The sequence below is a fragment of the Streptomyces davaonensis JCM 4913 genome (assembly GCF_000349325.1).
Lineage (GTDB): Bacteria > Actinomycetota > Actinomycetes > Streptomycetales > Streptomycetaceae > Streptomyces > Streptomyces davaonensis.
The window spans coordinates 735,158-750,615 of sequence record NC_020504.1 but is presented as its reverse complement, the minus strand read 5'-3'; the positions used below and the strand labels follow the sequence as shown (position 1 = coordinate 750,615).

The window sequence follows — 15,458 nt, the reverse complement described above, 5'->3', positions numbered from 1 at the left end:
GTTGAACACCCCCGTTCCTTTCCGCTGTACCCCGACTCAAGTGACTTTCGAGGACGTTCCTTGACGGGCTGACCGGGCTCCTGGATGCTGATTTTCCGAACGGGGAATTCATGCTGGAATTAGATTCCGTCCCGGCAACTTCTCATTCATCGACCGCCCGAGCAGCCGCCACCCGAAGGTAATTCTCCGGGTAATTCCGGGTGTACGACGGATTTCTGCGGCGTCCCGCGATGGTTTATTCGAGCTGCCCAACGTGAGAGGAACGTCCCATGCCGGGCCGCGATTCCGAATCGCTTGTCGACCATTTCCGGGCGACCTTCGCCGACCATCCGCAGGCCCGGACCTTCCGGTTCCTCGTGGACGGCGAGGGCGAGCCGCAGTCCATGACCGACGCCGAGGTCGACCTGCGGGCACGCACCATCGCCGCGGTGCTCAGAGAGCGGTACTCGGCCGGCGAGCGCGCACTGATCCTGTGCCCGTCCGGGCTGGACTACATGGTGTCCTTCTTCGCCTGTCTCTACGCCGGGATCATCGCCGTCCCCGCCTATCCGCCGGACCCGGCCTTCCTCAAGCGGACCCTGCCGCGCCTAGTCGGCGTCATCGAGGACGCCGAGCCGGTGGTCATCCTCGCCCCGGCGAAGACGGTCGCCCTGGCCGACACCTTCCAGGAGCACGCGCCGGCGCTGCGGTCCATCACCTGGCTCGCGGTCGACGACCTCGACACCGCGGCCGCCGACGGCTGGCGGCACCCCGGGACCCGCCGGGACGACATCGCCTTCCTCCAGTACACCTCCGGCTCCACCAGCCGCCCCAAGGGCGTGATGGTCAGCCACGGCAACCTGCTGCACAACATCGACGCCGCGTTCGACCGGGTCTTCGACCGCGACGCCACCGACCAGCACGTCGTCAGCTGGCTGCCGCCCTTCCACGACATGGGCCTGATCTTCAGCCTGCTGACCCCGCCGTACGCGGGACTCCCCGTCACCTTCATGGCGCCGTACTCCTTCCTGAAGCGGCCCTACCGCTGGCTGAAGGCGATCTCGGACACCGGCGCGACGGCCAGCGCCGCCCCCAACTTCGCCTACGACCTCACAGTGGCGAAGGTGACGGAGAAGGAGCGCGAGACCCTCGACCTGAGCCGGTGGCGCTCCGCGGCGAACGGCGCCGAGCCGGTGCGGCGGGAGACCATGGAGCGCTTCACCGCCGCCTTCGCCGACTGCGGCTTCCGCGCCACCGCGCACCAGCCCTCCTACGGGCTGGCAGAGGGCACCTTGATGGTCTCCACCTGTGATGTGAACGCCACCGCGGTGTGGCGGGACCTGGCGCCGGACGCGCTGGCCGCGGGCAGGGCCGAGGACGCGGCGCCGGGCGGACCGTCCCGGACTGTGGTCGGGTGCGGCACCTCGATGTCCGACCAGCGGGTGGCGATCGTCGACCCGCGCACCCGCACCGCGCTGCCCGACGGCTCCGTGGGCGAGATCTGGGTGGCAGGGCCGAGCGTCGCCCACGGGTACTGGCACCGCGCCGAAGAGACCGAGGACATCTTCCGCGCCCACCTCGCCGACACGGGTGAGGGGCCCTTCCTGCGCACCGGCGACGTCGGCTTCGTCGACGGCCCGGAGGTCTACGTCACCGGCCGGGCCAAGGACGTCATCATCATCGCGGGCCGCAACCACTACCCGCAGGACATCGAACGCACCGTGGAGTCGCTGGACCGCGGACTGCGTGAGGGCTGCGGAGTGGCGGGCTCCCGCGACCTCGACGGCGAGGAACGCCTGATCGTCATCCAGGAGTACCGCGGCAGCAAGGACCCCGCCGAGCACCAGCGGATCATCGTCGCGATCCGCGAGGAACTCGCCCGGGAACACGGGCTCCAGGTGTACGCCGTGGCCCTGGTGCGGGCCGGGTCCGTACCGAAGACCACCAGCGGGAAACTCCAGCGCTCCGCTTGCCTGGACGGCTTCATGCGGGGCGAGTTGAAGACGGTGGCCGTGTGGCGGCAGGACCGGGACGGGGTCGTGCCCGGTGCTTCCGCCGAACCCACCGGTCCTGCGGGTCCCGACGCCGCCCCTGAGATCGAGGGCTGGCTGAGAGAAGTGCTGGCCGATGCCATCGGCAGCCGTCCGGCAGCCATCGACCCGACCGTGCCGTTCGCCGCGTACGGTCTCCAGTCGGTGCAGATGGTCACGATGGCCGGTGATCTCGAACGCCGCCTCGGCCGGCCGGTGGAGGCGACCGTGGTGTGGGAACACCCCACGGTGGAAAAGCTCGCCCGGCATCTGGCCGGAACCCAGGCCACACCCACGACTCCGCAGGCCCTTCCCTCGGCGCCCGCTGACGCCGACCCCATTGCCGTGGTCGGCATCGGCTGCCGCTTCCCCGGCGGCGCCGACAGCCCCGACGGCTTCTGGCAGTTGCTGCGCGAGGGACGCGACGCGATCACCGAGGTGCCCGCGGAACGGTGGAACACCGAGGACTTCACCGCCGAGGACCCCAAGACACCCGGCCGCACCAACAGCCGCTGGGGCGGATTCCTCGACGGCGTCGACCGGTTCGACCCGGGCTTCTTCGGCATCGCCCGCCAGGAAGCCGTACGGATGGACCCGCAGCAGCGGCTGCTCGCCGAGGTCGCCCACGAGGCCCTGGAGGACGCGGGGCTGCCCGCCGACCGGCTGGCCGGATCGCAGGCCGGCGTCTTCGTCGGCGTCTCCACCTTCGACTACGCCATGCACCAGCTGCGCGACCTGGACGCGATCGACGCCTACACCGGCACCGGCAGCGCGCTCAGCATCGCCGCCAACCGGCTGTCGTACCTGCTGGACCTGCGCGGCCCCAGTATCGCCGTGGACACCGCGTGCTCCTCCTCGCTGGTCGCGGTCCTCCAGGCCGTCGCGAGCCTGGAGCGGGGCGACTGCGAACTGGCGCTGGCGGGCGGGGTGAACCTGGTGCTGTCACCGGCGCAGGCCATCAACTTCAGCAAGGCGGGCGCGATGTCCGCCGACGGGCGGTGCAAGCCCTTCGACGCCGCCGCCGACGGCTATGTGCGCTCCGAGGGCGCCGGAGTCGTCGTGCTCAAGCCGCTCAGCCGGGCGTTGGCGGACGGGGACCGGGTGTACGCGGTGATCCGGGGCGGCGCGGTCAACTCCGACGGCGCCAGCAACGGCCTGATGGCTCCCAACCCGCAGGCGCAGGAGGCGGTGCTGCGCGCCGCGTACACCAGGGCCGGGGTGCGCCCGGCGGATGTGCGCTACGTCGAGGCGCACGGCACCGGCACCAGCCTCGGTGACCCGATCGAGGCCAAGGCGCTCGGCGCGGTGCTCGGCGAGGGACGTGACCCTCAACAGCCGTGCCTGATCGGCTCGGTGAAGTCGAACCTCGGGCACATGGAGGCGGCGGCCGGTATCGGCGGGCTGATCAAGACCGCCCTGGTGCTGCACCACCGGGCCGTGCCGCCGACCGTGCACTACCGGGAGCCCAATCCGCACATCCCCTTCGACCGGTTGCCGCTGCGGGTGGCGGACGCTCTGAAGCCCTGGCCCGGCGACGACGGCCCGGCTCTCGCGGGCGTCAGCTCGTTCGGGTTCGGCGGCACCAACGCCCACCTGGTGCTCGAAGCGGCCCCGCCGGCCGTCCCTCGGCCGGCTCCCGAAGGAGCCGTGCTGCTGCCCGTGTCGGCCCGCACCGAGCAGGCCCTGCGCGGGCTGGCCGCCCGATACGAGGCACGGCTCGCTGATCCCGACCTCACGCCTGGCGCCCTCGCCTCGGCGGCCGCGCTGCGCCGCACCCACCACGAGCACCGGCTGGCCTGCACCGGCACCACCGTGGACGAACTCCGGGCCGGTCTGGCCGCGTTCGCCCGCGGCGAGCAGGTCACGGGGCTCAGTGCCGGAGTCCGGCGCGTGGGGCGGCGGCCCCGGCCGGTGTTCGTCTGTGCCGGGCAGGGCCCCCGTTGGTGGCCGGTGGCCGCGGACCTGCTCGCGGGCGAGCCCGTGTTCCGGGCCGTCATCGAACGGGCCGACGCCCTGCTGCGCCGCCACACCGACTTCTCCCTGCTGGAGCAGCTCGCCGCCGACCAGAACAGCTCCCGGCTGGCGGACACCGCGGTCGGCCAACCCGCCCTCGTCGCCGTCCAGATCGCGCTGGCCGCGCTGTGGCGGTCCTGGGGCGTGGAGCCCGCCGCCGTCGTCGGGCACAGCGTCGGCGAGATCAGCGCGGCCCACCTCTCGGGCGCGCTCTCCCTGGAGGACGCCCTCGTCGTCGCGCTGCACCGCGGCACCGTGCTGCACGCCGCCTCGGGCAAGGGCCGGATGGCCGTCGTGGGCCTCCCGGCGGACGAGGTACGGCAGTTGCTCACCGATCGCAGGCCGGGACCGGTGTGGGTGGCGGCGGCCAACAGCCCCTCCTCGAGCGTCCTGTCCGGCGAGGCCGCCGCGCTGACGGAGCTGGCCCGCGCCCTGGAGGCCGAGGGCGTGTACTGCCGCCTGCTGGAGTCCGTCGACTTCGCCTCGCACTGTCCCCTGATGGAACCCGTCGCGAGCGAACTGTGGCGGCTGCTCCCCGGATTGACACCGCGTGCCGCGGCCGTACCGATGCTCTCCACCGTCACCGGCGAACCGGTCTCCGGCGAGTCCTTGGACGCGGAGTACTGGGCCTCCAACCTCACCCGGCCGGTCCTCTTCGACGGCGCCGTCACCGCGCTCGCCGAGTCCGGGCACGACATGTTCATCGAGCTCTCCCCGCACCCGATGCTCATCGACGCCATGGCGGAACGGCTCTCCTCGTACGAGGACACGGTCGCCGTGCCCTCCCTGCGCCGCGACGAACCGGGCCGGGCCGCCGTACTGACCGCGCTCGGGCGGCTGTACAGCGCGGGCTTCCAGGTCGAGTGGCAGCGCGTGTACGGCGCACCCGGCCCGGTGACGGACCTGCCGACCTACCCGTGGCAGCGCACCCGGTGTTGGTTCGGCGAGGAGACGGCTGTACGGCGTCCCGTGGGGGACGGTCATCCCGTGCTGCGCTCGCATGTGCGCTCGGCGGTCGCGCCGCACGCCGACCACTGGTCCGCGCCCGTGGACCTGGCGGGCTTCGGCTACTTGACGGACCATCAGGTCGCCGGGGCGGCAGTGCTGCCCGCGAGCCTGGTCCTGGACGCGGCGCTGGCCGCGGCCCGTACCCGGCTGGGCGCGGACGCGACCGTGACCGATCTGCATCTGACCCGGCTGACCGCGATGCCGGACCGCTCCGAGGCGGACACCGTGCAACTGGTGCTCCTGCCCGGGACCGCGGAGACCGGCTCACTGCGCCTGTTCACGCGCGGCGGCGAGGACGACGACTGGGCCCAGGCCGCGCACGGCTCCTACCACCGCGCCTCCGACCGGTCCGGCGCCGACCCGCTCTCCGAGGTGCGGGCCCGCTGCGCCACCGTCGTCGAGGCCGGGGACCACTACGCGGCCATGCGCCGGTCGGGGCTGTTCTACGGCCCGGCCTTCCAGGGCGTGGGCGAACTGTGGCGGGGATCCGGCGAGGCCCTCGCCCGGCTGCGCGACCGGGCGGACCTGACCGACGACCTGGGCGCCCATCTCGTCCATCCGGCAGTCCTGGACAGCGCCTTGCAGGCGTTGGGCGCGGCCCTGGGCGACATACCGGGGAGCGCCACGTATCTGCCGGTGCGCGTGGGCGGGTTCACCCTCTTCGCCGAGCGTGCCGTGCCTCGGTGGGCCCATGCCTCGGTCGCCGCGCCGGAGGCGGACGCCGACGAGATCACCGGCGCCGGCGTCGTGCTGTACGACGACTCGGGCGCTGTCGTCGGGGAGTTGACCGGGGTCGCTCTGCGCCGCGTGAACGGGACGGACGCCCGGGATCCGGCGAGCCGGGACCTGTACGGCGTCGCCTGGGACGAGGCCGAAGCCGTCGGTGAGGGCCGGGCCGGGCGGTGGCTGCTGTTCGCGGACCGGGGTGGCGTGGGCGCCGGAATCGCCGCCGCGCTCGCCGCACGCGGCGGCACCTGTGCGACCGTCACCGCCGGGCCCGCCTACCGCGTGACGGAACCCGGCCGTTACGAGATCGACCCCGACAGCCCGGAGCATCTCGCCGCCCTGCTGGCCGACTTCGGGGACGGCCTGGACGGGATCGTGGACGCCCGGGCCCTGGACCTCGACCTCACCGAGGACGCCACCCCCGAGCAGCTCCTCGCCGCGCATGACGCCGCCTGCGTCCCCGCTCTGCGTCTTGTACAGCAACTCGCCCCGCTGGATTCAGCGCCCCGCCTGGTGCTCCTCACCCGAGGCGCACAGCAGGCAGAGGAGGGTGACCGGACCGCCGTCGCCCAGGCCGCGTTGTGGGGCCTGGCCCGGGTCGCGAAGCTGGAGCACGGGGAACTGCGCCCGGTCATCGTCGACTTGGATCCGGCCCGCCCCCAGGGCGAGGCCGAGCGGATCGTGGACGAGCTGCTGCGCCCCGGCGACGACGACCAGGTCGCCCTGCGTGCCGGAACCCGCCGCACTCCGGCGCTGCGGCCCTGGACGGGCGGCAGTGTGGCTGGGGAGCAGGTACCACGCTGGCCCTTCGACCCCGCCCGCGACGGCAACCACCGCATCCTGGCGGCGCGTCCGGGCATGCTGTCGAGCCTGCGACCCACCCATTGGCACCGGACTCCGCCCGGCCCCGGCCAGGTGGAGATCGAAGTGGCCGCGGCCGGGCTGAACTTCAGCGATGTGCTCAAGGCCATGAACACCTACCCGGGCGCCGAGGGCATCGTGCCGCTGGGCGCCGAGTGCGCGGGCCGGGTCAGCGCGGTGGGCGAGGGAGTGACCCAGGTCCGGGTGGGCGACGCGGTGATGGCGGTCGGCGCGCACGGCATGGCGGCCTTCACCACCGTCAGCGGCGCGCTGGTCACCCGGCAGCCTCAGGGGCTCACCCCCGAACAGGCCGCCGCCGTGCCCATCGCGTTCCTCACCGCCGTCCACGCCCTGGAGCAACTGGCCCGCCTTCGCAAGGGCGAGACGGTGCTCATCCACTCCGCGACCGGGGGAGTCGGCCTCGCCGCCCTCCAGGTGGCCCAGCGGTGCGGGGCCCAGGTCTTCGCCACCGCGGGCAGCGAGGAGAAGCGGGACCTGTTGCGCTCGCTGGGTGTGGAACACGTGATGGACTCCCGCTCCCTGGCCTTCGCCGACGAGATCACGAGTGCCACCGACGGACGGGGCGTCGATGTGGTCCTCAACTCGACGACCGGTGAGGCGCTGATCCGCAGCATGCGACTGCTCGCCCCCGGCGGGCGGTTCGTGGAGATCGGCAAGCGCGACATCTTCGACGACAGCCACATCGGCCTGGGCTTCTTCAAGGACAACCGGGCCTTCTTCGCCGTAGACCTGGAGCAGACCATCCGTGAGCGGGACGGTCTGATCGCCGAACTCCTCGACGAGGTCGGACAGGGCTTCCAGCGAGGGGAGTTCACCGCGCTGCCGGTGACCGTCCATGCGTACGGCGAGGCAGCCTCCGCGTTCGCCACGATGGCCAGGGCCCAGCACATCGGCAAGCTGGTGCTCCGGCCCGAGAAGCGTCAACTGATCGCCAAGGGACCGGAGTCGGCCCCCGTCCGGCCTGACGCGAGCTATCTGATCACCGGTGGTCTGGGCGCTCTCGGGCTGGAGACCGCGCGCTATCTGGTGGCTCAAGGCGCTCGGCACCTGGTGCTGGTCGGTCGCAGTGCGCCGTCGACCGAGGCCGAGCGGGCCGTCACCGAACTGCGCGGCTCGGCGGAGGTGAGCACCCTCCGCGCCGATCTGTCCCGGCACGACGACGTGGCGGACGTGCTGGCCCGGATCGACGCCGACATGCCGCCGCTGGCCGGCGTCGTACACGCCGCCGGCGTCCTCGACGACGGGCTGCTGACCGGACTCGACCCGGACCGGTTCCGTGCCGTCGCCGCGCCCAAGTCCGTCGCCGCCTGGCATCTGCACCGCGCCACGGCCGGGCGCGACCTGGACTTCTTCGTCCTGTACTCCTCCGCGGCGGCGGTCCTCGGCTCTCCCGGCCAGGGCAACTACGCCGCCGCGAGCGCCTTCGTCGACGCCCTCGCCCACCACCGCAGGTCGCTCGGCCTGCCCGCGCTGAGCATCGACTGGGGCCCCTGGGCCGAGATCGGTCTGGCGGCCCGGCCCGACCGCGGCGCCGCCCTGTCGGCCCGCGGTGTGCGGAGCATCAGCCCCGAGCAGGGCATCGCCACCTTGGACCTGCTGTTGCGCGGTTCCGCGACCCAGCTCTGCGTGCTGCCGGTGGACCGCGACGGGCTGAGCGGCCACACCGGCGGTGGCCTGCTGGGCACCCTCGCGGACGATTCCGGGCGCGCCGAAGCCGGACCGCGCGGGCAGGACGACGTACGACGCCGGATGCTCGCCGTCGAACCCGGGCGCCGCCGCAGGGCGGTGCTCATCGACCACTGCCGCGCCTTGGCCGCACGCGTCGTGGGCGCCGAACCGGCGACCGTCGACACCAGCGCCCCGTTCACCGCCATGGGCTTCGACTCGCTGCTCGCCCTGGAACTGCGCATGGGCTTGGAAACCTCCCTCGGGGTGTCCCTGCCGACCACCGTCACCTGGCGCTTCCCGGCAATCGACAAGCTCGTGCCCTTCCTCGCCGAGCGCATGGAGATCGAGCTGGAGATCGACCTGGAGTCGGTCGTCCCGGCCGCGCCCCCGCCCGTACCCGCCGCCCCGGAACCCGCCGGCGACGACGGGTCGCCGGACCTCGACACGATGTCGGCCGCCGAGCTCGAAGCGCTGCTGCTGGCCAAGACGAACCAGATCGACGAAGGGGGTCTGCGATGACGGGACCGGGACAGGGCGGCACTTCGGCCGATACCCTCAGGCGCGCCTATCTGACCATGGAGCGGCTCCAGCGCCGGATCGAGGAGTACGAGCGCGCGGGCAGCGAGCCGATCGCCATCGTGGGCGTGGGCTGCCGGTTCCCCGGCGGCGTCAACGACCCCGACACCTACTGGCAGTTGCTCACCGACGGGGTCGACGCCGTCCGCGACATCCCGGCGGACCGGTGGGACAACGAGGCCTTCTACGACGAGGAACGCGGCAGGACGGGTGTGATCAACACCCGCAGCGGCGGATTCCTGGACCGTATCGACCGGTTCGACCACGACTTCTTCGGGATCTCCCGGCGCGAGGCTCTGGCCATGGACCCGCATCAGCGGCTGACACTGGAAGTGGCCTGGGAGGCGCTGGAGAACGCGGGGCAGGCCCCTTCCGGCCTGGCGGGCAGCCGGACCGGTGTGTTCATGGGCGTGGCCAGCTCCGACCATGTGGCATCCCGGATCCGCTACCCCGAGGACGTCACCGCCTACACCAGTTCCGGCGCCGCACTCAGCTTCATCCCCGGGCGTATCGCCTACCTCCTCGATCTGCGCGGCCCCAACGTGGCCCTCGACACCGCCTGTTCCTCGTCCCTGGTCGCGGTGCACCAGGCCTGCCAGAGCCTGCGCACGGGGGAGTGCGACACGGCGCTGGCCGGCGGCGTCAACGTGGTGCTGTCCCCGGTGCTGCTGATCTCCCAGTCGGCGTTCGGCTCGGTGTCCCGTAAGGGCTGCGCGAGCACCTTCTCCGACGACGCGGACGGCTATGTACGGGGCGAGGGGTGCGGGGTCGTCGTCCTCAAACGGCTCTCCGACGCGCTGCGCGACGGTGACCGCGTGCTCGCCATGGTCCGCGGGGGAGCGGTCGGCCAGGACGGCCGCAGCTCCGGCATCACCGCCCCCAACGGCGCCGCCCAGCGCGAGGTGTACCGGGCCGCCCTCGCCGCCGGCGGCGTCGCACCGCACCAGGTGGGCCTGATCGAGACGCACGGCACCGGCACCCGGCTCGGTGACCCCATCGAGGCCGAGTCGCTCGCCGACGTCTACGGGCGGCCCGACGGCCCGCCGGTGTACCTCGGCGCCGTGAAGACCAACTTCGGTCACCTGGAGGCCGCGGCCGGTGCCGCCGGACTGATCAAGGCCGCCCTGTGCCTGGCCCACGGCACGATCCCGCCCAACCTCCACTTCACCCGCCTGAACTCGAACATCTCCTTCGAGGGCACGACGTTCACGGTGCCCACCCGGGTCACCGACTGGCCCGAGCCGGACGACTCGCCGCGCTTCGCCGCCGTGAGCAGCTTCGGGCTCAGCGGCACCAACGCGCATCTGATCCTGGAGCAGGCCAGGAGCGCCCCCGCGGTTGCCCGCGACGAGCTCCGCCCCGCGTCGGTCCTCCCCTTGTCCGCGAGGACCGAGACCGCCCTGGAGAGCCTCGCGCGCCGCTACCGGGACCGGCTCCGCGCGACGGACGACGCCCCGCTCGCCGACCTGTGCCACTCCGCCGGCACCGGCCGCTCGCACTTCCGGCACCGGCTCGCCACCGTCGGCGCGACCCGCGAGGAGGTCGCCGACCGGCTGGACGCCTTCCTGCGCGGCGAGGACGGTCCCGGACTGGCCCACGACGAGGCCGAGGACACCGAGGTCGCCTTCCTCTTCACCGGCCAGGGCGCCCAGCGCGCCGGCATGACACGCCGCCTCTACGAGACCCAGCCCACCTTCCGCCGGACCCTCGACGCCTGCGCCGAGATCCTCCGGCCGCAGCTGGAACGGCCGTTGCTGTCCGTGCTGTTCCCGGACGACCCGGCGGACGACCGGATCAACGACACCGCCTACGCCCAACCGGCCACGTTCGCCGTGGAGTACGCGATGGCGCAGCTGTGGCGGTCCTGGGGGGTGGAACCGGCCGCCGTCATCGGCCACAGCTTCGGCGAGTGCGTGGCCGCCTGTGTGGCGGGCGCCATGTCCCTGGAGGACGGCCTGGCGTTCACCGTCGAACGGGCCCGCATCATCGAGCAGTTCTGCAAGCCGGGCACGATGGCGGCGGTGTTCGCGCCGGAGGCCGAGGTGGCGGCGCGGATCGCGGACGACCTCGACCGGATCTCGATCGCCGCCGTCAACGGCCCGGCCAACACGACCATCTCCGGGGAGCGGGACCTGGTCGAGGAGATATGCGCCGAGTTCACGGCGCGCGGCATCACCGCCAAGCCGCTGCACATCGCCTCCGCGGGCCACTCGCCGCTCATGGACCCGGTGCTTGACCCCCTGCGCAGGGCCGCCCAGAAGATCGCCTTCAGGGCCCCGGCCATCCCGCTGGTCTCCAACGTCACCGGCGACCTGTGGCCCTGGGACCAGGCCCCGGACGCCGAGCACTGGTGCCGTCACGTGCGGCACACCGTGCGTTTCTCCGACGGCGTGCGGACCCTGCACGATCTGGGATACCGGGCCTTCCTGGAGGTCGGTCCCGCGCCCACGCTGCTCGGACTGGTCAGCGACGCCCTGCCGCCCGACCACGACGACCTCCTGCTGCCCAGCCTGCGCCCGAAGACCGACGACTGGGAGGTCCTGCTCCCGACGGTCGCGGCCCTCTACGCGCGCGGCGCCGGGATCGACTGGGCCGGCTTCGACCGCGACTACACCCGGGCCAGGACCGCGCTGCCCACCTACCCCTTCGACCCCACCGAGTGCTGGGAACCGCCTCGGCCCTGGCACCGCACCGACGCCCCCACCGAGGCCCCCGCCGACGCCGAAGCCCCCCGGCAGGAGCCCACGGCTGCCCCGGCCCGCCGCCGCGGCAGGCGCCGCAACAGCCCCATCCCCACCGCCGAGGAACTGCTGAACCTGGCCGAGGCGGAGCGGCTGCCCACGCTCACCGCACAGTTCGTCCTCGGCGTGCAGAACGTCCTCGGCTCGGCGTCCGCCTCCGCCGGTGTGGACGAGCCGCTGACCGGTCTCGGGCTGGACTCGCTGATGGCCGTCGAACTGCGCAACGACATCCAGAACCGGCTCCAGGTCACGCTGCCGATCACCGACTTCCTCGGCGGCGCCACCATCCGCTCCGTCGCGGAAGGCGTACTCGAACGGCTCGCCTCCGGCGACGACGCCGGGCCCGCAGAGGGCACCGCGAGCGCCCCGAGCGCGCGAACCGCGCCGATCCGCCGTCGTCGACGCGCCGACGACAGCGCCGCCGCCGACGTACTGGCGCAGCTGGGCGATGCCGTGGCCGGCGAGGAACCGCCGGCCACGCAGGGAGAGGGCCGGCCGTGACCGACGATCTCGACGCACGGCTGGCCGCCCTCTCCCCGGAACAGCGGGCCCGGTTCGACGAACTGATGGCCCGGCGCGAGGCGGCCGAGGACACCTTCCCGCTGTCCGTCCTGCAACGCGGCACCTGGTTCCTGGAACAGCTACGGCCGCACAACCCCGGCTACATCGTGCCCGGCGCCGTCCGCGTCGAAGGGCACCTGGACGCCGATGTCCTGCGGGCCGCCGTCACTGAGATCGTGCGACGCCACGAGGCGCTGCGCACCACCTTCCGCACCGACAACGGCACCCCGGTCCAGGTCGTGCACCCCGAACCGGCCGTGGACTTCCAGGAGACCGACCTGAGCGGCGACCGCTTCACCGCCGCCGACCGGCAGCGTCACCTCGACGAAGCCCTCACCGAGCCGCTCGACATCGCCTCCGGACCGCTGCTGCGGGTACGGCTGCTGCGCACCGGCGCCGACGAGGCGGTGCTCGTGTCCGCCATGCACCACCTGATCTCCGACCGCTGGTCCACCGCGGTGTTCCTGTCCGAACTGACCGAGCTCTACGAGGCGTTCGCGGCCGGCCGGCCCTCCCCGCTGCCCGAGCTGGAGATCCAGTACGGCGACTTCGCCGACTGGCAGCACCAGCAACTGGCCGACGGCGCCTGGGAGGAGGACCTGGCGTACTGGCTGCGGCACCTCGACGGCGCACCCTCCGCGCTCGACCTGCCCACCGACCGGCCCCGCCCCGCCGTGCAGGGCTTCAACGGCAGCTTCGTCCCGGTCGAGCTGACGCCCGCCCTGATGCGGGAGCTGGGCGCGCTGGCCGGCCGGCACGGCGCCACCCCGTACATGGCCCTGCTCGCCGTGCTCCAGATCCTCCTGCACCGCCACAGCGGCCAGGACGACCTGGTCGTCGCCGTGCCCGTAGCACAGCGCGATCGAGCCGAAGTCGAGCCGCTCATCGGCTACTTCGTCAACACCATGGCGATCAGGACCGACATCGGCGCCAACCCCACCTTCACCACCGTCCTGACCCGGGTCCGCGACGCCTGCCTCGGCGCCTACGCCCACCAGGGCGTCCCCTTCGAACTCGTGGTGGCGGGACTCAAGCAGCCCCGCGACCTCAGCCGCCCCCCGCTCGCCCAGGTCAGCTTCAGCTACGGCCGCGAGCCCGTACCGCCCCGGCCGCTGGGCGGTGCCAGGGTGACCCGGCTGCCGGTGAACAGCGAGGGCGCCCGCTTCGACCTCGAACTCCAGGCGTTCGACACCGACGGGGGTCTCACCGGCTGGTTCGAGTACGACCGGGATCTGTTCGACGAGGCGACCGTCGAGCGCCTGGCCGCCCACTTCCGCCGCCTCGCCGAACAGGCCGCGGCCCGCCCCGACACCCCGGTGGACGACTTCGAACTGCTCGACGACGCCGAGCGACAGTTGGTCCTCAGCGAGTTGAACGCCACGGAGCACGACTGGGGAGCGACCGGCTGGGTCCACCAGAGCTTCGAGGAGCGGGCCCGCACTCACCCGGATGCGGTAGCGGTGCGGTACGACGGCCGGTCCCTGACCTACGACGAGCTCAACCGCCGCGCCAACCGGCTCGCGCATCTGCTGCGCGGCCATGGCGTCGGTCCCAACGTCGTCGTCGGCGTCGCCGTGGAGCGCTCGCTGGAGCTGGTGGTGTGCCTGCTGGCCGTGCTCAAGGCGGGCGGCGCCTACACGCCGCTGGACCTCGATCTGCCGTCCGCGCGGCTGGCCGCGATTGCCGAGGACGCCCGGCCGCCGGTAGTGCTCACCCACGGCCCGGCGCTCGACCGGCTGCCCCCGCTCGACTGCCCGGTGCTCGACGTGGACGGCCTCGCCACCCAACTGGCCGCGCAGCCCGACCACGACCCCGGGGTCGCCGTGGACGGCGAGGACCTGGCGTACGTCATCTTCACCTCGGGCTCCACCGGCCGCCCCAAGGGCGTCATGAACGTCCACGCCGCCCTGCGCAACCGGCTGCTGTGGATGCAGGACACCCACCAACTGGACGACTCCGACCGGGTGTTGCAGAAGACGCCCTTCTCCTTCGACGTCTCGGTGTGGGAGTTCTTCTGGCCGCTGATGACCGGCGCCGCCCTCGTCGTCGCCCGCCCCGGCGGCCACGGGGACAGCGGTTACCTGGCCCGGATCATCGAGGACGAGGACATCACCACCCTGCACTTCGTCCCCTCCATGCTCCAGGTCTTCCTCACCGAACCCGTCGAGAAGTGCACCAGCCTGCGCCGGGTCATCTGTAGCGGCGAGGAACTGACCCGCGACCTGCACGACCGGTTCCTCGCCCGCTCCGAGGCCGAACTGCACAACCTCTACGGCCCCACCGAGGCCGCCATCGACGTCACCTCCTGGCACTGCCATTTTGACGCCACCGACCAGCGGCCCGTCCCGATCGGCCACCCCATCACCAACACCCGCCTCTACGTCCTCGACTGGCGGATGCGCCCCGTGCCCGTCGGTATCCCCGGCGAACTCCACATCGGCGGCCGGGGCCTGGCCCGCGGCTACCTGGGCCGCCCCGAGCTGACCGCCGAACGGTTCATCGACGACCCCTTCCTGCCCGGCGAGCGCCTCTATCGCACCGGCGACCTGGTGCGGCACCGGGCCGACGGCGCCCTGGAGTTCCTCGGCCGCCTCGACCACCAGATCAAGCTCCGCGGTCTGCGCATCGAACTCGGCGAGATCGAAGCCGTGTTGACGACCCACGACTCGGTCCGGGAAGCCGTGGTGGTAGCCCGGGAGCACGCGCCGGGCGACGTCCGGCTCGCCGCATACGTGACCCCCGCCGCCGACACCGCCCCGGCCGCCCGTGACCTGGCCGCTCATCTACGGCTGCGGCTGCCGGAGTACATGGTCCCTGCCTCCTTCACCGTGCTGGAGCGGCTCCCGCTGACCCCCAGCGGAAAGGCCGACCGCAAGGCCCTTCCGGAGCCCGCGTCCACCCGGCCCGACCTTCAGGCCCGCTTCGTCGCACCGCGCGACGAGCGGGAGCAGGCCCTCGCCGAGCTGTGGCGGGGCCTGCTGGGCGTGGAACGCGTGGGCACCCACGACAACTTCTTCGACCTCGGCGGGCACTCACTGCTGCTCGCGGAGTTCCGCACGGCCCTCGCCGCCTCGCTCGGCCACGAGCTCACCATGGTCGAGCTCTTCCAGCACCCCACGGTCGGATCGCTCGCCGAGTACCTCGGCCGGGCTCCGACAGCGGGTGACAGCCCCGCGCCCGGCGCCCGCGAGCGCGCCGAGAACCGTCGTCAGTCCCGTAACCGGCGGCAGCGAGCGGCCGAACGCCGGGCTCTTTCCCGCGAAGACAGGTGACC

Annotated in this window: 3 protein-coding genes; all 3 read left to right on the top strand. The window is 72.8% G+C overall.

Translation table 11 applies throughout. The features are described from left to right. Positions 1-269: 269 nt before the first annotated feature. From BN159_RS03230 to BN159_RS03220, 3 genes are read left to right on the top strand one after another with little or no spacing between them, the layout of a single operon-like run. Entirely contained in the window at positions 270-8,825 is an 8,556-nt protein-coding gene (locus tag BN159_RS03230) for a type I polyketide synthase (protein WP_015655464.1), read from the top strand. Then, positions 8,822-12,124: a type I polyketide synthase gene (locus BN159_RS03225; RefSeq protein WP_015655463.1), complete on the top strand. Its 3,303-nt coding sequence runs from the start codon at positions 8,822-8,824 to the stop codon at positions 12,122-12,124. The genes BN159_RS03230 and BN159_RS03225 overlap by 4 nt, the downstream gene beginning before the upstream one ends. Further along, positions 12,121-15,456 carry a non-ribosomal peptide synthetase gene (locus BN159_RS03220; RefSeq protein ID WP_015655462.1) on the top strand — a complete coding sequence of 1,112 codons (3,336 nt, stop codon included), beginning with the start codon at positions 12,121-12,123 and terminating at the stop codon, positions 15,454-15,456. The genes BN159_RS03225 and BN159_RS03220 overlap by 4 nt, the downstream gene beginning before the upstream one ends. The last annotated feature ends 2 nt before the right edge of the window (positions 15,457-15,458 follow it).

Excerpts from the sequence above, each read along its gene's own strand:
- BN159_RS03230 (WP_015655464.1), top strand. The coding sequence starts at position 270 with ATGCCGGGCCGCGATTCCGAATCGCTTGTCGACCATTTCCGGGCGACC.
- BN159_RS03225 (WP_015655463.1), top strand. The coding sequence starts at position 8,822 with ATGACGGGACCGGGACAGGGCGGCACTTCGGCCGATACCCTCAGGCGC.